The sequence below is a fragment of the Gammaproteobacteria bacterium genome (genome assembly GCA_029884425.1).
Classification (GTDB): domain Bacteria; phylum Pseudomonadota; class Gammaproteobacteria; order S012-40; family S012-40; genus JAOUHV01.
Genome location: JAOUHV010000002.1, coordinates 49,235 through 72,051 on the forward strand (window position 1 = coordinate 49,235; position 22,817 = coordinate 72,051).

Genomic DNA, 22,817 nt, shown 5'->3' on the forward strand with positions numbered 1-22,817 from the left:
CGGTGAAATTTCAGGCCAGGAGTTTTGGACATGAAACCTATCAAGACGTTAACCGCCACATTCGCTTTACTCGCGTTTTCATCGGCCGGCGCTGTTGAACAAGTTTCAGTGTCACACCGTGTGGTTGCCACAGGCAACCACGGGGTGTACTCGTCCATCACCCTGGCCCTTACTGTCAGCAACGTTGGCAGCAGTGATTTGCACAATGTGAAGATTTATCCCGGTGGCGATGAATTCGCGCTGGACGAGCGCAACCAAGCAGTTAATGTTGGCTACTTGCCGGCAATGGGGCAAACAGTTCTGTACCTCACCGCCGATACCCCACTGGCCAAGGAGTATTTCAGTTCACAACTGCCAGTCTTGTTCCTGCTCAACGGCAAATTGCCTGGCGACAAGAACATTGAACTGCCGTTGCACAGCCAAGGGGGGAACCAATAATGCGTAAGCCAACTTTTGCACGCAGCGCCGTCGCTGCGGCCATTGCCATGGTTTGCTTCAACGCGCAGGCAAGCCACACCGAATGGGTCAGCACGATTAACAACCAGAGCTTTGCCGGCAAGAGCAACGTGCCGGACGTCAGCGGCGATGGCAACATTGTGGTATTCACCTCCACCGCCAGCGGCCTGTTCAATGGCACCGGCACTATCTTGTTCCACGCGCTGATGAAGAATTCGCAAACAGGCCAGATCACCCTGTTGGCCACCAATGCCCAAGGCGTGGCCGCCAACGGCCACAGCAATGATCCGCGCGTCAGCGCCAACGGTCGTTACGTGGTGTTTGAAAGTTTTGCCACCAATCTGGCCCCAGCGGACACCAACGCAACCACCGACGTTTATCTGCGCGACTTGCAAACCGGCACGATCAAACTGGTCAGCTCCAACGCCAGTGGCCAGGTCAGCAATGCCCACAGTCACGATGGCGTGGTCAGCGACGACGGCCGCTACGTAGCTTTTGCCAGTATGGCCACCAATCTGGTCAGCACCAACACCAACAACAAGCGCCAAATTTATCTGAAAGACCTGGTCACTGGTACCGTTGAGCTGATCAGCAAAAATGCCGCTGGCCAGGCCAGCGACAATGACAACCTCAGCCCGGAAATCAGCACTGATGGCCGCTATGTGGTGTTCAACAGTATCGCCAGCAACCTGGACGGCCAAAGTCCAGCCGACCAGTACGACATCTACCTTTTCGATCGTCTGGACAAAAGCGTCAAGCGCCTGGCTGGTATGAAAAACAGCCACACTGGCAAAGTTAGCATCAGCTACGACGGCCGCATCGTTGCCTTCGTTTCCCAAGCCACTGACGTGGTTGCCAACGACACCAACGGCTTTGTCGACGTTTTCGTGCTGGATCGTAAAACCGGCAACATTGAGCGCATCCAGGGCAGCGCTGCTCCCAATGGTCGCAGCCTGTCGCCTCATGTCAGTGGTGATGGCCGTTTCGTCACGTTTACCTCGGATGCCTCCAACCTGGTGGCCAGCGACAGCAACGGCGTCGCCGATCAGTTCGTCTACGACCGCTTTACCAAGCAAATACAGTTGGTCAGCGTCGGCGTCAACGGCCAACAGGGTACGCAAAGCGTGGTCGATTGGGCCGACATCAACAAAGACGGCACCGTGGTCGCCTTCACCAGTTCAGATGCGCTGCACAGCAGCGACACCAATGGCCAGATGGACGTGTACGCCCGTCACCTGGATCCTGCGCCCAACGTCGCGCCCGTGGCCAAGGCCACACAACCGATCGACCAGGCCTGCAGCAACGGCGGCGCTTATGTCAGCCTCGACGCCAGCCAGTCTTATGATCCAGACAACCAAAGCCTGACATACAGCTGGAGCGGTCCGTTTGGCACACTCTCCGGCAGTGCAATTAACGCCTTCTTCGGCGTAGGCAGTCATACCGTGACGCTCACCGTCACTGATGCCTCCGGCACCAGCAGCACCGACAGCATTATCGTCAACGTTGTCGACAACCAGGCCCCCACCGTATCAGCCGGGGCGGATGTGGTGGTGGAAGCGACCTCTACCCAGGGCGCACAACACAATGTTGCTTACACTGCGGCGGACAGTTGCTCCCTCAACGGCGTAACCGTGAACCCCACGCCGCAATATTACCCACTGGGCAACACCACTGTGACCGTGACTGCGTTTGACAAGGCCAATCACTCGGCCTCTGACAGCATGGTCATCACCGTGCGTGACACCACGCTGCCCAGCCTGACCATTCCGACCGACAAAGTGATCGAAGCCACTGCCCTGCCCATGAGCGTCAACATCGGCAACGCCCAGGCCAGCGACATTTTCCCGGTTACCGTGGTCAACAACGCCCCTGCGACATTCCCGCTGGGACAAAGCCTGATCACCTGGACCGCCACCGACGCCAATGGCAACAAGCGCAGTGCGCAACAAAAAATCACCGTGCGGGATACCATCGCTCCCAGCCTGCTGATCACCCAGGGTGACGCGGTGCTCGAAGCCACTTCCCGTGGCGGCGCGCCCTATAGCATTGGCTACAACGTCAGCGACAGCTGCGTTGGCTGCGGCACCATCAACGTGCTGCTGATCCCCAGCCTGAGCATTTACCCACTGGGCATCACCCCGGTCAGTGTCACTGCCACCGATCACGCTGGCAACAAAACCAGCAAGCAGGTCAGCATCAAGGTGCAGGACACGATCGCACCCACCCTGACCATTCCTGCAGATGTCACCCGCGAGGCTAACGACATCAACAGCAGCATCAACATCGGCAGCGCCACCGCGACAGACATTTTTGATGTCACCATCAGCAACAACGCGCCCATCGTTTATCCCCTGGGGCAAACACAAGTGCGGTGGACTGCCACTGACAGCAATGGCAACAGCCGCAGCGCCACCCAGCGCGTCAGCCTAGTTGACACCACTGCGCCCGTGCTGACCCTGCCAGCCGATATCAGCGTTGAGGCCAGCGCCATTCTGACCTCAGTCAACATCGGCAACGCCATTGCCAAGGATATTTTCGGTATCAGCCTCAGCAATGATGCGCCCAGCGCCTTCCCCTTGGGCAGCACCATCGTCAACTGGCTGGCCACCGACGACAGCGGCAACATCGCCCGTGGCAAACAGACCGTGCGTGTGGTTGATACCACTGCGCCTGCGCTGACCCTGCCAGCTGACATCAGTGTTGAGGCCAGCGCCCGTCTGACTCCGGTCAGCATCGGTAACGCCATTGCCAAGGATATTTTCGGTACCACACTCAGTAACGATGCGCCCAGCGCCTTCCCCTTGGGTAGCACCATCGTCAACTGGCTGGCCACCGACGACAGCGGTAACATCGCTCGTGGTAAACAGACCGTGCGCGTGGTTGATACCACCGCCCCTGTGCTGACCTTGCCTGCGGATGTAGTTATCGAAGCGACGGGAGCACTTACTTCCGTGGTTCTTGGCCAAGCTACAGCAACCGATATTTTCAACGTCACTATCAGCAACAATGGTCAATCCGGCTATGCGCTGGGCAGCCATTCCGTGCTGTGGACCGCGCGCGATGAAAACGGCAATGTCAGCCAAAAATCGCAGTCAGTAAAAGTCATCGACACCACCGCGCCGGTGGTCACTGCAGGTATCGACATGGTGGTTGAAGCCACCAGTGCTGCCGGTGCCGCGTTTGTTCCCAGCTATCAGGCCAGCGACATCTGCGACTGTGGTGCGATGAATATCCAGATCGTACCCTCATTGCCCGTGTACCCATTGGGACAGCATGTCATCACCGTCAACGCCAGCGATGCCAGTGGCAACACCGGCAGTGACAGCATGCTGCTCAAAGTGGTGGACACCACCAAGCCTGTGCTGAATGTGCCCGCCGACCTGGTGGTCGAAGCCAGCGGTGAACTAACCACCATCAACATTGGCCAGGCCACTGCCAGCGACCTGTTCGCGGTCAACATGCGCAACAATGCGCCTGCGGCCTACCCACTGGGCACCACCCTGGTGGAATGGGTAGCAACCGATGCCAACGGCAACAGCCGCATTGGAGTCCAACGCATCACCGTGGTCGACACCACCGCGCCCAGCTTTGCGCTGAACGTGTTGCGCGACCGCTTGTGGTCACCCAATCACAAGTTGGTGCTGGCTGCCAAAGTGCAAAACATTCGTGACTTGGTGGACGGCAAGCCCAAGGTCGATATCCAGATCAGCAGCAGCGGCAACCAACCTGGCCGTGGCCACGACCGTGATCGCGACTGGCTGGTGGAAGAACGCAACGGCGAATGGCTGATTTATCTGCGTGCCGAAAAAGATCACAAAGGCAAAGACCGTCTGTACAACATCAGCGTCAATGTCAGTGACTTCTCCGGCAACATGAACAGCCAGAGCGCCCAAGTCAGCGTCGACAAAGATAAACATGACGAGCGCGACCACGATCGTCGCGATGACAAAAAGTCAGACCGTAAAGACGACAAACGCTCCAAGTAATCCAATCCCGGCAGTGAGGTAAGTCCTTCCTCACTGCCGCTTTTCCGTTCAAGAACAGCCACAAAAATGCCGCCAAAGGGTCAATCCCGTAACGTGGCATGGTCATGAACCGCACCCGCCTTATTCGTCAACTCATCAGTCTGGTGATTCTGTCGCTGTTTCTGGCGCACGCTACGCACGTTTTCCAATTGCCACTACTGGGAACGCTGGAGAAAAAATCCTACGATTTTCGCGTTAATCTCTATCCCGCCACCGAGCCAGACCAACGCATTGTCATTGTCGATATCGATGAACGCAGTCTGGAGCAGGTCGGACGCTGGCCATGGAGCCGCAATGTTCTCGCTGAACTGGTGAACAACCTGTTCGACCATTACCACGTTTCTGTCACCGGCTTCGACGTGCTGTTCGCTGAAGCCGACACCAGCTCCGGGCTGGGCATACTCGAACAATTTGGTCAGCAGCAACTGCACAACAATCCAGACTATCAGCACGCACTCGCCCAACTGCGTCCTCAGCTACAGTACGACACCATCTTTGCCAACGCGCTGCAAAACCGCAACGTGATCATGGGATACTTTTTTGCCAATACTTCCTCGGCCGACAACGCCGAAATCGCCAAGGGCGAATTGCCTGCGCCCATCGCCACCCTCAGCGAAGCCAACAAAAATATTCCCTTCGTCCAGGCGCTGGGCTTTGGCGCCAGCCTGCCCGTATTGCAACAGCACGCCGCTCATGGGGGCTTCATTGATCTGCCCACCGTGGACAGCGACGGCGTGATTCGCGCCGTACCCATGCTGCAGCGCTATGGCGATGATTTGTACGAAGCCTTGTCACTGGCGATGGTGCGCAGCCTGATGCAATTCCCACCGCTCGGCATGACAGTCAACGACGCCACCCAAGCCGATGGTTTGAATCTGGGACTGGAGCAATTGCAAGTCGGCGCCTTCACCATTCCGGTAGATGAACGCGGCGCAGCGCTTGTGCCCTATCGCGGCAGCTCTGGCAGTTTTGTCTACGTTTCTGCTGTCGACGTGCTAAACAAAACCCTGCCCACCAAAACACTGGAAGATGCCATCGTGCTGGTCGGCACCACCGCAGCGGGCTTACTGGATGTGCGTTCCACACCGGTGCAAAATTTATATCCCGGAGTAGAAGTTCACGCCAATTTGATCGCAGGCATTCTGGACGGCACCATTAAACAAAATCCCGCCTACCTGCAGGGGGTGTTATTCGTCAGCCTGATTGTCAGCTGGATTTTGCTGAGTACACTGTTCCACTTTGCCAACGTCCCCATCACCATTCTGGGTGCTACACTGTTATTTTCCGCCACCTTCGCTGGCGGCTTGTATGCGTGGCATGAAATGAACATCGTATTGCCCGTCGCCACGCAAATGATGTTCATCGCCGTCGTGTTTTTTTTCAACATGACTTACACCTACTTCGTTGAAAATCGCTCCAAGCGACAAATGGCCAAAGTGTTCCGCCAATATATTCCACCAGAACTGGTAGACGAACTGGACAACGAAAACGACTACGGCATGGAAGGCGAAACCCGCGAGATGTCGGTCATGTTCACCGACATTCGTGGCTTTACCAATTTGTCAGAATCGCTGGCGCCAAAAGAACTGACGCGCATGATGAATTATTACTTCAGCGAAATGACCCAGGCGCTGCAAAACCACCGTGGCACCATCGACAAATACATCGGCGATGCCATCATGGCTTTTTGGGGCGCGCCCTTGCGCGATGAAAAACATGCGCAGCACGCGATGGAAGCCTCGCTGGAAATGATTGAGCGTTTGCAAAAAATGCGTCTCGAGCTCAAGCGTCAAGGCTGGCCAGAAATCAACATCGGCGTTGGCATCAACAGCGGCCCGATGTTCGTCGGCAACATCGGCTCCCAGTTTCGCATGTCCTATACCGTGCTGGGCGACTCGGTCAATCTGGGATCGCGACTGGAATCATTAAGCAAACGCTACGGCGTTAACATTATCGTCAGCGAAACCACCCGTGCAGGCTGCCCGGATTACACCTTCCGCGAACTGGATCTGGTCACCGTCGTCGGCAAGACAGAACCTGTGACCATTTATGAACCGCTGGGTAAAAAAACGCAGTTGAGCATTGAGCAAAAAACCGCACTGGATGATTACCAGCAAGCGCTCAATGCCTATCGTCAACGCCAATGGCAACACGCCAAACAACAATTTGCAGCGCTATACGCCAAAGAGCCACGTAAACTCTACAGCATCTACATGGAACGCTGCCAAACTTTCATCGACAAGCCCGCCGAACCTGACTGGAATGGCGTGTACAACCACGACAGCAAATAGCCCAGCTAGACTGTCAGCAAAAACCGCCGCGTACTCTCATGCAGAATTTTTTCAATATCGAACAACTCGTTCGGCTTGGCGCGTGGCTGACGCAACACAAATCCGCCGTCGTCATCCAGACGATATTTATCACTGTATTCCGCAATATTATTGGCAATCTGGCACAGAGCATCAGCCAATGCTTCCACATCTTCGCGCTGGGTGTACAAGCCAAAGCTGGCGCGCACCATACCGCGATGCGCTGAGGCATAATACTCCAACTGCTGCGGAGTCATGTCACCAAAATCCGTATCGATTAAATCATCGAGCAACATGGTATGCACATAGGGGTGGGCACAGAAACATTGATTGCGAACGGCGATTCCGAAAAAATCATTGAGTACCGCCGCCACCAGGCCGTGCTCGATGCCCCGCAAATTAAATGACAGCGATCCCAACCGTTCGCAGTTAGCGCTATCACCATAAATGCGTATCGATGGACAACGCTCACGCAACAACTGACAGGCCCAGCGATGCAGTTCGTACTCGTTATCGCGGATTTTCTCCATACCGTACTGCATTAAAATGTGCGTCACACATCCAAGCAACACCGTGCCAAAAATGTTCGGCGTGCCCGCGTGTTCACGATCGACCAAATCGTCCACCAGATCGTAATGATGCACACTCACCTTATCCACCACACCACCACCGACCTCGCGAGGCAGCATGTGTTGCAGCAATTCGGCGCGCGCCACCAATATTCCCGGTGAACCGGGCGCATAAATTTTGTGACCGGACAACATGACAAAATCCACGTCCCATTCGCTTACTTTCAATGGTGCATGAGCCGCCATTTGCGCCGCATCCACCACCAGATAAGCACCGTGGGCATGGGCTAGGCACGCAATTTCCGCTAGCGGATTCGCAATTCCGGTCACATTACTGACACCGGTAACCGCAACGTAATTGACCTGCTGCCGATATTTTTCCAGCAAGGCCGCCAGCGCCTGTAAATCCACCGCCCCCGAATTCGCCCCCGCACCGCACAGTGGAATATGCTCCACTTGTTGCGCATGCAATCGATGCGGCAAATCATTGGAGTGATGCTCCATACCCGACACCAGCACCACACCACGCTCTGGCCGTAATGTTGCCAGACCTGCGGCCAATCGATTCGCGACACCTGTGGTGCCACTGCCCTGGCTGATGCAGATATAGTCAGTCGTCGACGCACCGACAAAATTCAAAATCTGCTGCTGCGCCCAGCGCAACGTGTAATCGGTGATGTGTGCCGAAGTATGCACTGTCGAATGCGTATTGGAATAATGCTCCAGATAAGCCTGTGCAGCCTCCAGCGCGGGCTTCATCATCAAGGTAGACGCCGATGAGTCCAGATAAATTCGGCGACTGATACGGCCATCGGCCAGGGGATAGTGGGTATTGAGACCATAAAATGCGGTTTCAGAAAAACTTGGCTTAAGTGCCATGCAGCGACTGCCTTTCGTAGCTAATTGCCTTCTAATCAGCCGGGCATTCTCGCAGCTCGCCTCACGTCTATAAAGCATTGCAAGAAAATCGTATAAGCTAAATTCATATTTCGCATAAGCACAAAGGGCCGCCTGATGGCAGCCCTTTGAAAATGACTTGCTGATCAATCAAATTATTGCAGCGGAGGTGCGGCACTGTTCGCCAACGTCGCATCCCAGTAGACCCAGTTCACGCCAACTGTGTTGGGACTCTTTATACGCCCCACTTTGGTTAAATGATTCCATTCAATTTCAGTCAAATTATTCTGACCTTTGTTGAAAATATCAAAGTTGCGATCATAGCCCGGCAACAATTGCGGCGTGGTGGAATCATAGTAAATGTAGCCGCCATTTTCCGCATCACCCACCTTTATGTTGGTGTATTTAATCGATCCTGTCGCCGTGACTGGATCGCGCGTCCAGTCAATCTGCAGCAACTCTACGGTAGGATTAGCGGCACTCTCGTACATCACCCAACTGCCACTGGTGTAAGCCAGATCGTGAGTACCGGTGTACCACTTGAAGTTGCTGATGGTTCCGTCGTTTTTGGAAATATACATTTCCCAATGCACTTGTGAATTTTGTACATAGCCCACCAAACGAGCGGTATACACCAGGCCAAATGGGTAATTCCACACCCAGTGATCATTCTCGTCCTTCACTGGCTTGTGGCTAAATGCTGAAATAAAGGCTAAACGCGGCACCAACAAACCAATGTCAGTAATCGCCTTCCAGAAAATAACCTTGATCGCCGCCTCGGAAAAATAACCTGAGGGAGTTGGCGCCATCGCTGCGTAGGTCTGCTTCAGCGTATCCACAGAGGAGGTGGAAAAATCGTATTGCGATACTGAATTGTACGCTGCCTTGGCCGGTGCATCTGGCGGAAAATCATCGTAGTTCACCACCATAGACAACCTGGGTGGAAGATCTATCGGTTTTTCCTCATCAGATTTTGATTTGCAACCGGCGACGCCAAGAGCCACCACCAATAAACTCAATACTGCTTTGCTCGCCAGTTTCATAGCCACTCCGATAGAATATTGACCGTCTACCATTTGATATCGGAACGCTGGACTCATTATTGACGAAGAAATGTCAACTGGGTCACACTCTTCCCTGCAAATAGGCTTGGCGCAATGACTCGGGAAAATGTTCAATCGCGTAACGCAGCATGGTCCTGGGCATCTGCTGATAGTGGCGTTGCAAAAACCCGATTTCCACCTCGAGGTCACGCTTGCCTATCTCACGCAGCATCCAGCCTACCGCCTTGTGCATCAGATCGTGTTCGTCTTGCAACAACAATTCTGCGATCGTTACAGCCGAAGAAAATTCACCACGTTTGATGTCAAAAAAACAGGCAATCATGGCAATGCGCCTATCCCAAAGGATTTTTGATTGTGCCAGCTGAATCAGTATCGATTTTTCCTGACCATGCAGATATGCGCCGACAACATGATGGGCTGAGCTATCCACCAGATCCCAGTTGTTCACGTATTTGCGATGCTGAAGATAGGCTTGATAAATAGCTTGCTGGGTAGCGGCATCGCCGCGTTGAAAACTATCCACCATGATTAGCAGCGCCAGTAAACGCGCCTCATGATATGGCGATTGCAGCAGCGCAACACTTTGCGCCAATGCAATCCCCCGATAGTGCTTGACCATTTTTCGCAGCACCGGCACGCGGATACCGAGAAAAACATCGCCTTCGCCGTAGTCACCTGCGCCGGTTTTAAAAAAACGCTGCAGGTTTTTTGCGTCCTCGGCATCAGACTGGACTTGCAAGTCCTGCAAGACATTCTGCGCACTAAACAGAGCTGCGCTCATTTTTCCTCACTCGCCCCAACAACAGAAGCACTGCGGCACAGGGTTAATCCTTAAAGCCAAAATGCAAAAACAGCAGGATAAACGGCCCTGCAACAATGATCAGGCCCAATAGCGCGATAACAATCTTTCGCCCCAGAGATAAATCCGCAAAGTCACCTAGCATCATCCATATCCCAACAATGTTTTATTGTTTTGAATTTGCCGGCGACGCGTACAGATAACAGCGCACCACATGACCATCACCCAGATTCGTCATCGCCGGATAAGACTGTGAACACTCAGGCTTGGCTTCCGCACAACGAGGATGGAAATGGCAACCCTGTGGTGGCTGAATGGGCGAAGGTGGATCGCCCTGCAACTGCACCTTTTCGATTTTGCTTTCCTGATCCACCACCGGCACCGCCGACAGCAATGCTCGCGTATAGGGATGCATGGGCCGCTCAAGAATGGTTGCCACCTTGCCTTGCTCGACAATTCGCCCCAGGTACATCACGGCAACTTCGTCTGCCAAATACGCAACCACCGAAATATTGTGCGTTATGAACAAAAAGGTGAGACCTAATTCGTTCTGCAATTTTTTCAGCAGATTGAGAATTTGCGCCTGCACCGACACATCCAGTGCAGACGTTGGCTCATCACAAACAATCAGCTTTGGATTCACCGCCAAGGCACGCGCAATACAAATTCGCTGGCGCTGACCACCAGAAAACTCGTGCGGATAGCGGAATTTATGCGCAGGTGACAAGCCAACCTGATTCAACAATTCATCCACTCTGGCCATACGCTCATCGCGGTTGGCACCAATATTTTGCGCCAACATACCTTCTTCGATGATGTCACCCACCATCATCCGTGGATTCATGGATGAAAATGGGTCCTGGAAAATAATCTGAAAATCGCGTCGCGCCTTGCGTAGTGCTGCGCTTTTTAGCTGGGTCAATTCGACACCATCAAACACCACCGAACCGGCCGTAGGACGAGTTAATTGCAGCACACTCTTGCCCAAGGTGGTCTTGCCACAACCCGACTCACCCACCAACGCCAATGTCCGGCCTTTCTCCACTTGCAGGCTGACACCATCCACCGCATAGACATAACCTGCGGTGCGCTTGAACAAGCCTTTGGTGATGGGGAAGTGAACTTTCAGGTCGGTAATTTTTATCAGCGTTTCCGCAATGCGTGATTGAGGCGTATACGTAACAACCTCTGTATCATGCTTTACCACCTGATGACCGCCATATGTCGGATCATGTAAAAAGCATCGAACACCTTCATGCCCGACGCCAGCAATCCAGGCAGGCACCTGCTGATTACATACTTCCCAGGCATACGAACAACGCGGTGCGAAACGACAACTATGGAAGGTTTGATCCAGCGATGGAACGCGTCCAGGAATTTGCGCCAATGCCTGATCGCGCTTTTTCATGCTCGGCAGCGCTTCAAATAATTTTTGGCTGTACGGATGCTGGGGATTGGTGAAAAAGTTGTGGCGCGTTGCAGTCTCGACTATCTGGCCGGCATACATCACCGCGACCTGATCAACCATTTCCGACACCACGCCCAAGTCATGGGTAATCAACAGCACAGCCATACCGGTCTTGCGCTGCAAATCCTTGAGCAAATCCAACACCTGCGCCTGAATGGTCACATCCAGCGCAGTGGTCGGCTCGTCGGCAATCAATAAATCCGGCTCACATGCCAGCGCAATGGCAATCATCACCCGCTGCTTCATCCCGCCAGAAAGCTGATGTGGATATTCATCCACGCGAGATTCCGGCGCGGGAATGCCCACCGCTTCCAACAATTCGATAATGCGTTCGCGCGCAGCGCGGCCACTCAGATTTTTGTGTCGCTTAAGTACCTCGCCAATCTGGGTGCCCACCGTCAACACCGGATTGAGCGACGTCATCGGCTCCTGAAAAATCATCGCAATCCGGTTGCCACGCACATTGCGCATGGCAACCTCCGGCAGACAGAGCAAATCTTCACCATCCAGCAACACTTCACCGGAAAAATTGGTTGAAGCCTGTTGCGGCAGCAGTCGCATAATCGACAAGGCCGTCATCGATTTTCCGCAGCCGGACTCTCCCAGCAGCGCGAACGTCTCGCCCCGACGGACTTGAAAACTGACACCGTCAACAATCGTGGCTACACCGTTGCGGGTATCAAACCAGGTTTTGAGATTCTTTACTTCCAGCAGCACATCACTCATGGCATCACTTTCAACTATTGCTTGCGAATGCGTGGATCAAAGGCATCACGCACTGCATCAGAAAACAGATTGGCTGCCAGCACCAGCACGAACATAAAAATAAATGCCGCCAGCAACGACCACCAAACGATAGGTTCACGCGCCATTTCCAGACGCGCACCGTTGATCAAATTTCCCCAGCTATGCATGGACGGATCAACACCCACGCCCACATAACTTAAAACGGCTTCGGCCAACACCAGGCCAGAAAAATCGAGCACCACAGCAATCAACACCAGGTGCATGACATTGGGCTGAATGTGGCGCTGAATGATTTTAAATTTTGATACGCCAAATGCTTCCGCCGCCTGCACAAACTCCATTTCGCGCAGTTTCAATGCCTCGCCCCGCAACAATCTGGCCAAACCCGTCCAGGAGGTAATACCCAAAATCACACACAGGAAAAACAGCCGTAAATCGGCGCGATGGGTTTCGGTTTCAAACAGCTCCGGATGGTTGCTCATGTAAACCTGCATCATCAACACTGCCGCAGCAATCAACAGCACGCCCGGAATGGAATTGAGCGTGGTGTACAAATACTGGATCACATCGTCGACCCAGCCCTTAAAATAGCCTGCCATAATGCCCAGCATGACCGCAAACGGCAGCATGATCAGCGTCGTCAGCGTACCTATCACCAAGCCGGTGCGAATACTTTTTATCGCCTGATACAACACATCCTGACCAACTTTATCCGTGCCCAGCACGTGATATTTAGGCGCATAGACTGCAATCATTGCTATCAGGACAAACAAAATGCCCATCGTTAAAAAAATCACATGCCAGGCCACATCGGATTTGCCAAACACAACATCCTTCAGCGCCGCGCTAAAGCTTTTTTGCCAAAGCTGCGACAAGCGCACTACAACCAAGCTAACCAGCAGCAGCCAGCAGCCTATGCCCCATAATGCGCCTTGCATTCCCAGCGAACCAATATCCTCAGCCCAATCCTCGTCAGGATTTTGCAAATGCGCACCACCGAACTGCAAGCGGGGGTACACGCGCATTTTCTGACCATCCTCTCCTTCGACGGTTTCTTTGGCATACAGATGCGTCGCAAATGGTGCTGAATAGGTTTTTTCTTCCTGTTCGCGCATTGGCCCCAACACCAAGTCCAATACGCTGAGCACATCGGCAGAATAATGCTGCTCCTGGCTTTGTTCCTGCGCTTGCGCCGGCAAACGAAAATGCACCGAGTCCAGCAAGCCCACCAGCACATACGCCAGCAATATCACCAGCGAGGCCATCCCCAGGCGACTGCGCAACACCTGACGCCACGGGTCACGATAATGTTCGCGACCACGTGCGTACAACACGAAGCCGGTAATCGCCAGCAGCAACAAATAAACCAGCGCATCGGTCCACAGCACCACGGGTTTGGCGTCCGCCGTCAGCATCGCGCTGACATAAGCCAATAACACAAGCAACGCCACGCCGCCCAGCCAAATGACACTGCTATGCCGTTTTACTTTGTCCATCAGCCCAACCTAATCCGCGGATCAACCAACGTGTAGGAAATATCGGTCAATGTCAGACCGATGATGTACAACACCGATCCCAAAAACACCATCGAGCGCACAATCGCAAAGTCCTGGCTGTTAATCGCATCAATGGTGTAACTACCCAGCCCTGGAATACCAAAAAACGATTCGACAATCAGGCTACCCATGAACAACAGCGGCAGCACCACGACTGCGCCGGTCAAAATTGGAATCATCGCGTTTTTGAGCACATGCTTGAACAGCACAACATTTTCGCCCAAACCTTTGGAGCGCGCCGTGCGAACATAATCACGATTTATTTCTTCGAGGAAAATGGTGCGATACCAGCGTGTTCCCGAACCAATCCCGCCAATCACACCGATAATCACCGGCAGAATAATAAACTTGAACGCATCACTTCCAGTTTCGTAACCGGAGATAGGCACTAGATGCAGCATTTTGCCCACTAGCCATTGACCACCGATGATGTAAAACAGACCTGAAATAGACATCAACACCACGCACAACACCACGGCGCTCACATCCAGATAACTACCACGGAAAAATGCAACCAGTAACGCAAAGGTAATGTTAACCAGCAGTCCAATGATAAAGGTAGGCAATGCAATGGCCAGACTGGGCCACATTCGTTCACCGATGTCTTGGGCAATATCGCGACCTGCGTCCGACAAACCAAATTCAAAGGTGAATAATTTTTCGCTGTTCTGGTAAAAGATGGTCTCGGTAACAACTCCCAGCCCCACCTCATCATCGTTAAACAACAAGGGCTTGTCGTAACCGTGCTCCACCTTCCATTGCTGCACAGCTTCAGGAGTGACACGCTTCTCACCCAAATGCATTCTCGCCATGTCATCTGGCGAGTTGACCACAAAGAACAGCACAAAGGTAATCAGATTCACGCCCAACAAAATCGGGATCGCGTATAAAATTCGCCGGGTAATATATGCCAGCATGATTACACCCTCGCCTTACGGGGAGCCATGTGCTCACGCCGACGGTAGATGACAACGGCGGGAATAATCACCACCAGCAGTAAACCAGCCACCAGGGCAATGGGCCACAACACCGGCGGATTCCACGCCAATCGCTGCTGCGCACGCACAGAGGCATCAATTCGTTTGTACTGCATCGTGTTGTGTGACATCAGGTTTGGTTTGGAGTTTTTATACCACTGGTGATACAGCGCATAACTCTTGGGATGCAATCCCCATATCCAGGGCGAATCTTCGCGAACGATTTTGGTCATTTCGTCAATGATGGCCTGGCGTTCGGGGCCATTTTCCATGTTCTTCATTTTCTCGAACAGTTTATCAAACTTGGGGTTGGAATAATTGGCTGCATTCTCGCCCTGATGATCCGCTTTACTGTTTGGCCCGTACAGCAAGAACATGAAATTCTCCGGATCCGGATAATCGGCATTCCAGCCCCAGGTGAAAATCTGTGCTGTACCTTTGCTCATTTTTTCCTGGAAACGGTTGTACATGGTGTTGCGTATCACCAATTGAATATTGAGTTTCTGGAACTGTTTTCGATACCAACTCAAGCGCGCTTTGTCATCGGGGCCGGAAGCCACAATATCCAGATTCAGTGTTAATGGCGCACCAGTTTTCGCATCAACGCCGTCGGGATAACCGGCTTCGGCAAGCAGTTGCTTGGCGTGTTCGATACTCTTACGCTGCGCTTTTCCATCCACCCAATCATAGACAACCGGATTGATACCCGCTTCGCCGTCCTTGTAACCAAAAATACCGGGCGGAACAGGTCCCTGCGCGGCAATACCGCGACCGTTGGCAAAGATGGAAATAAATTCCTCGTAGTCCATGGCAATGGAAATCGCCTGACGTAACCGCTGCGCCGATTTGCTGTTGCCGCCGACCACATCGTCCTTCATGTTGAAGCCGAAGTAATATGTGCTCGATGCCACCGCCGTGGCCAACTGGATGCCCTTGGTTTGCATTTCTTCGGTCAGCGCCACTTCGCCGCCGGTATTGATTTGCACCGCTTGATCAAAACTTTCAGAACTGATGCCGGACGTGTCGTAATAGCCTTGAAGAAACTTGTTCCAATAGGGAATGGTTTCGGTTTCCAGGCTGAACACGATTTTATCGATGAAAGGCATTTTCTTGCCCGCATCGGCTAACAAACCAGCAGCTTCATCTTCCGGCATGCCTTCACGGGGGTAGAGCTCACCGCGATAGTTCGGATTGCGTTCCAAAATCATTTGCCGATTGGGGTTGTTCACCGTCAGCATGTACGCGCCTGTGCCTACCGGATACCAATCCAGACTGATATTTTTTTCTTCCATCCCGGGCTGGGAATAAAACAAATCCGCTTCCACCGGCATGGGGGCAAAAAACGGCATGGCCAGCCAGTACTCCAACTGCGGATACTTTCCCTTCACCGTGATGGTGTAGCGAAAACGATCCAGAGCTTGGACCCCTTCGATTTCATAGGCATTGAGATCCAGATAACCCTGTTCACCGCGTGCCTTCATCGCTTCGTAGTCGGCGTTGATTTTATCGCCATACTCCTTGAGGCCGACGATGTAGTCCGCCATCAGCCCAAAGATAGGCGAATGGTTGGCGGGATTGGCCAGACGTTTGATCTGATACACGTAGTCGGACGCGTGTAACTCACGCGAGTCGGTGTATTTAAAATCGCTAAGGGTATGTACCGATTCTAGTTGCTGTTTGGTCAGCGCGTGATAACGAAATTGGCCGTTTTCATCTTTGGCAAATGCCGGATGGGGCTGGTATTGCACCCCGGTTTTGAGCTCCAGCAGATACTGACTGAACGCCACCTGTTCGTCAGGGGCGTTGGCAGGCAACGGATTACCCTGCGCATCCAGAAAAATCACCTTGGGCATGCGATCCAGCGTCAGTGGCAGCAGCTCGTAGGGACGCTTGAGATAATGGTATTGCAGCGGCGGCTCGTAAATCTGGCCGATGAATTCATATTCGTTGGAGCTGTATGAGCGGGCAGGATCCAGATGCTTGGGACGCTCGCTGAATGACGAGTACAAAATATTGCCACCCTCATCCCTGGCAGGATAAGGGTTATTCCATGGACCATCACCACAACCAGCCAACAGTGTCAGTAATGACACCCAAGCCGCCCAACGTGTGTACTGCCTCATTATTTGCGCCTATTCATTCCAGTCTGAGGAACCGCACCAACCACTCACACTTGCCGGCCGAACGGAGAAACATCCTGCGTGCATTGCAAACATTAAACCGGTTTCATCACCGATCGCATTTCTTACTCCGGCTCACATGGCCTTTTACTACGCTATTTCCAGCGGGTCAATGCCACACGGGGCACGAAGAGCACAATATTTAGCCAAATCATCAGCAGGCACAAAAAAGGGTTCCGAAGGAACCCTTTTGAGCTACTTGGCACACCGTATCACGCCACGGCTTCGTCAACCAAATCCAGCTTCAACAACTGGCTGCACATGGTTTCCCGCATGAAGGTGTTGTAGCTAATTTCACGATTAAAGTGATCATACTGATAGCCATCCAGCAAATGCGCATGCTGATCACAAATCTGCAACTGCTTGTCCTCATCTGGCTGGGCAAAGAATCCGACCATAAACCGATTGCGATTTGCCCCCTGCATGACCGTACGATGGTTGAGCGCTTTATAGGCCCCATCAGTAACAATTTCCATCAGCATACCAAAGAACACGGTAAAGCGGTGATCCTGATTATCCAACGACCGCCATTCGCCATCTTTTTCGTATTCGAAATTGAATTCTTTGTATAGATAATCATCATTAAAAATCACGCTGATCAGCGAAAAATCATAATGCTCGTCGAATCGCTTGCAGGTCAACTCCGCCTTGGGTGCACCGTCCACAGCATAATAATAGTTAAACACCATGACAAAGTTTTCTTTGGCGATGTAGTTTTGCAGATAGTTGACGTCATTAAAAACATCCTTGGATATCAGCATCATCATCCGTCGCATCATGGCATAAACATGGTGATACAACTGGTACAAGTCGTTCCGTAATGGTGCTGGCATGTTGTAATCCAGTCTGGGGATATTGTACTGGTGATAATAGTCCTGCAAGCCGGCAATAAACACGTCATTGTTCATGGTCAGAATTGAGCGTCGCGTGTCGCCATTATTGACCAGTTTGTAGCCATAGTTGGTATTATTAAAATCACGACGGTGATTAGACTGCTGATCGGCTTCGTATTGATGGTACTGATGTACAATTTTATCAACATCCTCGCCATCCATCATATCGAACTGCAACTGAAAAACCACATCGCTCTTGATTTTTTCCATCAAAACTTTATCACTGTCTTTCATTGAAATGACCGTTCCCATCTTAACCTCCTTTCCATGTTTGATTGTTTTCCCGATACGACGTTTATTCGGAAGCCTTTTAACTCATCACCACCATGTCGTCAGATCGACAATGCTTGAGTGGTGATGCGATACTGCACACTGCACCCGGATTTTTGGCCAGATACTGCTGATGAAATTCCTCAGCAAGATAAAACTCGCTCTGAGCCAACAATTCGGTGGTTATGTCACCCAAACCTTGCGCGCGCATAACCGACTGCCAATGATTCATGCTGGTCACTGCCCTTTTTTTTTGTTCATCATCGGCAAAAAATATACAAGAGCGGTACTGCGTTCCCACATCATGTCCCTGACGCATCCCCTGGCTCGGATCGTGATTTTTCCAAAAGACTTCCAGCAATTCGGCATAACTCACTTGCGACGAGTCATAAATGACTTGCACCGTTTCTGCGTGCCCCGTTCTACCGCTGCACACTTCCTGATAAGTCGGATTTTTGGTAAAACCTCCACTGTAGCCAACCCATGTGAGATAAACGCCATCCACCTGCCAGAAAAGACGTTCGGCTCCCCAAAAGCACCCCATGGCAAATCTGGCTATCGAATGATTTTCTGCAATAGCATCGGTGAATGACCGACCAAACACTGCATGAGGCTCCTTCAAAAAACGCACTGCATCGCGACCAACGAGGGCTTCATTTTTACTGGGCAATCTGGTCCTGAATAAAAAACTCATACTTTTTCCTCCTTGGATGGCTCGTTAAAAATTAACACTGGCCGGAATTCGCAATTGTCTGTAGGTTTCAATCGCCTGCTTGTCGGTCAAACAGGCAATGTAATCACACACCTGACGCATTGCCTGCTCCTTGTCCCCTATCAGTTCAAAGCGCTGATAAATGGCTCGAAACTTCTCCGGCAGCAAACACCCACGGCCACAACGAGAAATCTCCGTCGTCAGCGCAGAAAACAATCCACTCACCACTTCTGCATTAATAAATTCTTTGGCGCGGAATCCCGGCGAATTCACCAAGCTCTCATGCACCATGGCCTTCAACAGAGCCACTTGCAAACGAGATTTTTCAGACAAAGACACCTTGGTTAATACCGGATTAACAACATTCAGCTCAACTTCGATCTCGTTATTCAAATCACTGACAATGGCCTGTATGAATTTTTTTCGTGCTGCATCACACTCTGCCATCCTACTTACTGAAATATCCGCCCATGCACCGCCAAACTGGCCAAACTGAGAAATGCCGTATTCATTTATTATGATTTGAATCATTTCAAAAACTTCGTCAGCGCCAATCTCTTTGGCATTTCCAGATTTAGATATTTTTTTTGCCATTCCGACTAGCTGGCTGTGTGTGAAGTTAAAAAGACGACATGGATTGACATGCCCTGAACGCAACGCATCGTCTAAATCAAAACAGGCATTGGCAATATCATCAGCCACATCCATGATGTGGCACTCAACAGTTTTTAGGGATTGACCAGATAATGAATTTCCCAGCAATGCCATTTTTATTCTATTGACCAACGGCATCTCCTGGCGGTAATAACCGCTATCGGCAGAACCCGCCTCATCTGCACTATGGGCATGAACCTGATCATATTTGATCACTGCCGCCAATGTGCGATAGGTGAAGTTTAGTCCCTGACGGAGATCATCACCCATGCCTGACAAATACTCGCCCAGCATGGATGCACCTTCAATACGCGACAGGAGTCGCACTGTTTGTGCGTTGGAATTAAACCCTCCATAGTCTTTCATGCAGCGATCCAGCGCACGCTCTCCTTCATGGCCAAACGGCGGATGACCGATGTCATGCGCCAGCGCGGCGGTTTCTATCAGACTCAAATCAAGTGGATTTTTTATGAAGTACGAATACTGACGATTGATACGCTCTGCTATTCCGACGGCGATCTCTGCAACTTCCAGTGAATGCGTCAGCCTGTTACGAAAACATTCCAGTTCGCTCACTGGGAACATTTGGGTTTTTCCTGCCAAACGGCGAAATGCATCGCTACGAATCAGGTTGCGGTAATCCAATCTGAATGGATTTTTATACGTTGCTTCTTGACTTGACACGGATAAATCACCATCCCGATCTACGCATCGATCGGTATAAAGCCTGACGTCATTTTCAACAATCGCAATTTTTTTGTTGCACAGCATAAATTTCCCTGTTTTGAATCTGCTTTTGAAATTTGATGCTGACCAAATACAATTTTTCTATGTCGGCATCAGACAAAATTCTGTTTGGTAGTATTTTTCAACTAGCGTGCCGGCGTTTTTTTAACCGACGACTGTTTACACAGGTTTTACGAAGACAGGGATATCAATAAACGAGGTTTCGGATTGTTATGGACAAAAAAAAGCCCGGCGAACCGGGCGAATATCAATGCATTTAATACCTTAGGAAACTTTGAAGTTATTAACCAAACCTTGAAGCTCGATCGCTAACGATGACAGCTCTTCTGCAGATGCGGTACTTTGCTGCGCACTTTCCGCTGTTTGCTCAGAAAGATTGCTGATATTAACAATGTTTTTGTTCATCTCGTCGGCAGTAATGCTCTGTTCTTCAGCGGCACTGGCGATTTGCGTGTTCATCTGACTGATTACCGCCACCGCCTGTGCGATTGCATCCAGGGCAGAACCCGCCTTGGTGGTATGCTCTACGCCAATTTTCGCCTGTTCCTGACCTGACTTCATCGCACTGACCGCATTTTTGGCGCTGGTCTGCAGTTTTTCGATCATAGCCTCGATTTCGGAAGTTGACTCTTGCGTACGACCCGCCAGAGTACGAACTTCGTCAGCCACCACCGCAAAGCCTCGACCTTGCTCGCCAGCACGGGCCGCTTCGATCGCGGCATTCAGTGCCAACAGATTGGTTTGTTCGGCAATGCCTTTGATGACATCCAGTACCGCGCCGATTTCCACACTGTCGTCAGCGACTTTGTTAATCACTTCTGATGAACGCTGAACTTCGCTCGCCAGACGTTCAATGGACTCAGAGGCTTGCTTGACAATTTGTCGACCACTACTTGCCTCTTTATCTGCATTCGATGCCGCCGTCGCCGCATCACTGGCACTGCGCGCCACTTCCTGCACAGTGGAGGCCATCTCATTCATTGCCGTAGCAACTTGATCTGTCTCGGCACGCTGATTTGAAAGATTGCCGGCACTTTCCTGCGCTACCGCCGCCACTTCCTCAGACGCCGCCGCCAATTGTGTTGTCGCCGATGCGATACGCTTAATGGATGATTCAAAAACCTCTGCCATTTTGTTGAAATGCTGCGCAATATCACGCATTTCGTCGCGGGTATCAACAAACAGCCGAACACTCAAATCGCCTCCCGCCATACTGCCAGCCACGACTTCAATTTTCTTGACTGCGGTTTCAATAGACAAATACAAGCCGGCAAACAGATAAAATATCACCAGCAGTACTGCCACCACACCAACAATTTCCAGCGCCTCAAACCGAGCATTTTCCGCTACCCGACCTTCCCATAACCCGTCCAACTCCGGTGCGACGATATCAAACAAACCGTACATTTTGGTAATACTGCTGGTGGCAGCATTAAATACGGTTGATGCGGATACGGTAATAACATCCTTGTGAATCAACTCACTATCAAGCAGCGCCTTAAATTGGACTGCATCAGCTACAACCTCATCTATAGCCTCTGATATCTTACCTGCCAGCGCTGGGTTATTTTTTATGGCAGTGTTCAATCCCGCCTTCATTTTGTTCGTCTGATAACCAATATTGTTGGCCAGTACCGCCAGCTCAACCAACTCCCGATTACTCAGCGTCCCTTTTGCTGCCGCACCGGCACCCATCGCCCGCGCTTGGCCCATAAACTCCAGCAGTCGAGGAATGCGGTTGACCGCCGCATCCCCGAGATAATAACTATCTATCGCAGGATCCAGAGCGATTTGCGATGTATCACCAACGTAACTGATCAGTGTCAACAACTGATCTATCAGTGCCGTATGGTCAGTAAATGACTTGGCCTGGTCGTCACTGAGCGAGTCGTTTTTAAGGTTTTGCCATCCAGCCAGTATCGGCGCTAACTTACCTTCGGTTTGTAACGCTACGCCCACCTCGGCATCCGTCACCCTTAACTGTTCAAACCCCTTGTCCACTAACTGTCGGGTCGCCAGGAGTTTTCCTCTGAAAGACGGTTCTCCCCCCAAGTAAACGGCAGTCTGCCCTCGGTGGGTCTGCAGCGGCTCCAGTACACCGCGTACGGCGACCACATACTCCAAGCCCTTCTGCTCGCCATGCATGTATGCGTTTTCATCGCTTACGCGACTAATCACCACATAGGATAGAAAGACCAGTGGCACCATAACCAGCACGAATAGCACTGAAAACTTTGCTAAAAACCGCATGCGGTTCATGAAATACATTGCAGGATAAAACCAGTTTTTCACCGTCTGCCCTCCCCTTTTCGGGTGGAAAATTCTCTTTGCGTCGAGGTGATCGGCAGGTCGCAAGTAATTCTTTACTGACGGCCGTTACAGTATTCCGGCAAAACAATCGTTGTTTTACGGCTCATTGCGGCAGAAAGAACGCACACTCACCAACGAGCCCTATACACCAGGGAGGTAGAAAACAGACTAGCCCAATAATTAA

14 protein-coding genes are annotated in these 22,817 nt (G+C 51.7%); 3 read left to right on the plus strand and 11 right to left on the minus strand.

Annotated features, from left to right (window positions below; translation table 11 throughout):
* The first annotated feature begins 30 nt into the window (after positions 1-30).
* The 3 genes from OEW58_00830 (at position 31) to OEW58_00840 (ending at position 6,772) form a co-directional block, all read left to right on the plus strand.
* Complete coding sequence (locus OEW58_00830) at positions 31-438, plus strand: hypothetical protein (GenBank protein ID MDH5299894.1); 408 nt, start codon at positions 31-33, stop codon at positions 436-438.
* Positions 438-4,442: an HYR domain-containing protein gene (locus tag OEW58_00835; GenBank protein ID MDH5299895.1), complete on the plus strand. Its 4,005-nt coding sequence runs from the start codon at positions 438-440 to the stop codon at positions 4,440-4,442. The genes OEW58_00830 and OEW58_00835 overlap by 1 nt, the downstream gene beginning before the upstream one ends.
* Before the next feature lie 104 nt (positions 4,443-4,546).
* On the plus strand, positions 4,547-6,772 hold the full coding sequence (locus tag OEW58_00840; GenBank protein MDH5299896.1) for an adenylate/guanylate cyclase domain-containing protein: 2,226 nt from the start codon (positions 4,547-4,549) through the stop codon (positions 6,770-6,772).
* A gap of 5 nt (positions 6,773-6,777) precedes the next feature.
* Here the strand turns inward: OEW58_00840 and OEW58_00845 are convergent, their stop codons facing one another.
* The 11 genes from OEW58_00845 to OEW58_00895 all read right to left on the minus strand — a co-directional run bounded on the left by OEW58_00845 (position 6,778) and on the right by OEW58_00895 (position 22,615).
* Positions 6,778-8,238 (minus strand): aminotransferase class V-fold PLP-dependent enzyme, encoded by a 1,461-nt coding sequence (locus OEW58_00845; GenBank protein ID MDH5299897.1) that lies wholly within the window; start codon positions 8,236-8,238, stop codon positions 6,778-6,780.
* Positions 8,239-8,411: 173 nt separating this feature from the next.
* Positions 8,412-9,299, minus strand: coding sequence for a hypothetical protein (locus tag OEW58_00850; protein ID MDH5299898.1), 888 nt, complete (start codon positions 9,297-9,299; stop codon positions 8,412-8,414).
* A gap of 82 nt (positions 9,300-9,381) precedes the next feature.
* Positions 9,382-10,101 (minus strand): DNA alkylation repair protein, encoded by a 720-nt coding sequence (locus OEW58_00855; protein MDH5299899.1) that lies wholly within the window; start codon positions 10,099-10,101, stop codon positions 9,382-9,384.
* 184 nt (positions 10,102-10,285) lie between these two features.
* Positions 10,286-12,331: an ABC transporter ATP-binding protein gene (locus tag OEW58_00860; protein MDH5299900.1), complete on the minus strand. Its 2,046-nt coding sequence runs from the start codon at positions 12,329-12,331 to the stop codon at positions 10,286-10,288.
* Positions 12,328-13,749 (minus strand): ABC transporter permease, encoded by a 1,422-nt coding sequence (locus tag OEW58_00865; protein MDH5299901.1) that lies wholly within the window; start codon positions 13,747-13,749, stop codon positions 12,328-12,330. The genes OEW58_00860 and OEW58_00865 overlap by 4 nt, the downstream gene beginning before the upstream one ends.
* Before the next feature lie 80 nt (positions 13,750-13,829).
* Entirely contained in the window at positions 13,830-14,807 is a 978-nt protein-coding gene (locus OEW58_00870; GenBank protein ID MDH5299902.1) for an ABC transporter permease, read from the minus strand.
* A gap of 2 nt (positions 14,808-14,809) precedes the next feature.
* Entirely contained in the window at positions 14,810-16,990 is a 2,181-nt protein-coding gene (locus tag OEW58_00875) for an ABC transporter substrate-binding protein (GenBank protein MDH5299903.1), read from the minus strand.
* 269 nt (positions 16,991-17,259) lie between these two features.
* A complete protein-coding gene (locus tag OEW58_00880; protein MDH5299904.1) occupies positions 17,260-18,192 on the minus strand; it encodes a hypothetical protein in 933 nt (310 codons plus the stop codon).
* Between the two features lie 58 nt (positions 18,193-18,250).
* The gene (msrA, locus tag OEW58_00885; protein ID MDH5299905.1) at positions 18,251-18,904 is read right to left on the minus strand and encodes a peptide-methionine (S)-S-oxide reductase MsrA; all 654 of its coding nucleotides are present in this window, start codon (positions 18,902-18,904) and stop codon (positions 18,251-18,253) included.
* 24 nt (positions 18,905-18,928) lie between these two features.
* Complete coding sequence (dgt, locus tag OEW58_00890; protein ID MDH5299906.1) at positions 18,929-20,347, minus strand: dNTP triphosphohydrolase; 1,419 nt, start codon at positions 20,345-20,347, stop codon at positions 18,929-18,931.
* Between the two features lie 240 nt (positions 20,348-20,587).
* Positions 20,588-22,615 (minus strand): methyl-accepting chemotaxis protein, encoded by a 2,028-nt coding sequence (locus OEW58_00895; GenBank protein ID MDH5299907.1) that lies wholly within the window; start codon positions 22,613-22,615, stop codon positions 20,588-20,590.
* Positions 22,616-22,817 lie beyond the last annotated feature (202 nt).

Excerpts from the sequence above, each read along its gene's own strand:
- OEW58_00855 (MDH5299899.1), bottom strand. The coding sequence starts at position 10,101 with ATGAGCGCAGCTCTGTTTAGTGCGCAGAATGTCTTGCAGGACTTGCAA.
- OEW58_00875 (MDH5299903.1), bottom strand. The coding sequence starts at position 16,990 with ATGAGGCAGTACACACGTTGGGCGGCTTGGGTGTCATTACTGACACTG.
- OEW58_00835 (MDH5299895.1), top strand. The coding sequence starts at position 438 with ATGCGTAAGCCAACTTTTGCACGCAGCGCCGTCGCTGCGGCCATTGCC.
- OEW58_00840 (MDH5299896.1), top strand. The coding sequence starts at position 4,547 with ATGAACCGCACCCGCCTTATTCGTCAACTCATCAGTCTGGTGATTCTG.
- OEW58_00850 (MDH5299898.1), bottom strand. The coding sequence starts at position 9,299 with ATGAAACTGGCGAGCAAAGCAGTATTGAGTTTATTGGTGGTGGCTCTT.
- OEW58_00880 (MDH5299904.1), bottom strand. The coding sequence starts at position 18,192 with ATGGGAACGGTCATTTCAATGAAAGACAGTGATAAAGTTTTGATGGAA.
- OEW58_00865 (MDH5299901.1), bottom strand. The coding sequence starts at position 13,749 with ATGCTGACGGCGGACGCCAAACCCGTGGTGCTGTGGACCGATGCGCTG.
- OEW58_00830 (MDH5299894.1), top strand. The coding sequence starts at position 31 with ATGAAACCTATCAAGACGTTAACCGCCACATTCGCTTTACTCGCGTTT.
- OEW58_00845 (MDH5299897.1), bottom strand. The coding sequence starts at position 8,238 with ATGGCACTTAAGCCAAGTTTTTCTGAAACCGCATTTTATGGTCTCAAT.
- OEW58_00870 (MDH5299902.1), bottom strand. The coding sequence starts at position 14,807 with ATGCTGGCATATATTACCCGGCGAATTTTATACGCGATCCCGATTTTG.
- dgt (MDH5299906.1), bottom strand. The coding sequence starts at position 20,347 with ATGCTGTGCAACAAAAAAATTGCGATTGTTGAAAATGACGTCAGGCTT.
- msrA (MDH5299905.1), bottom strand. The coding sequence starts at position 18,904 with ATGAGTTTTTTATTCAGGACCAGATTGCCCAGTAAAAATGAAGCCCTC.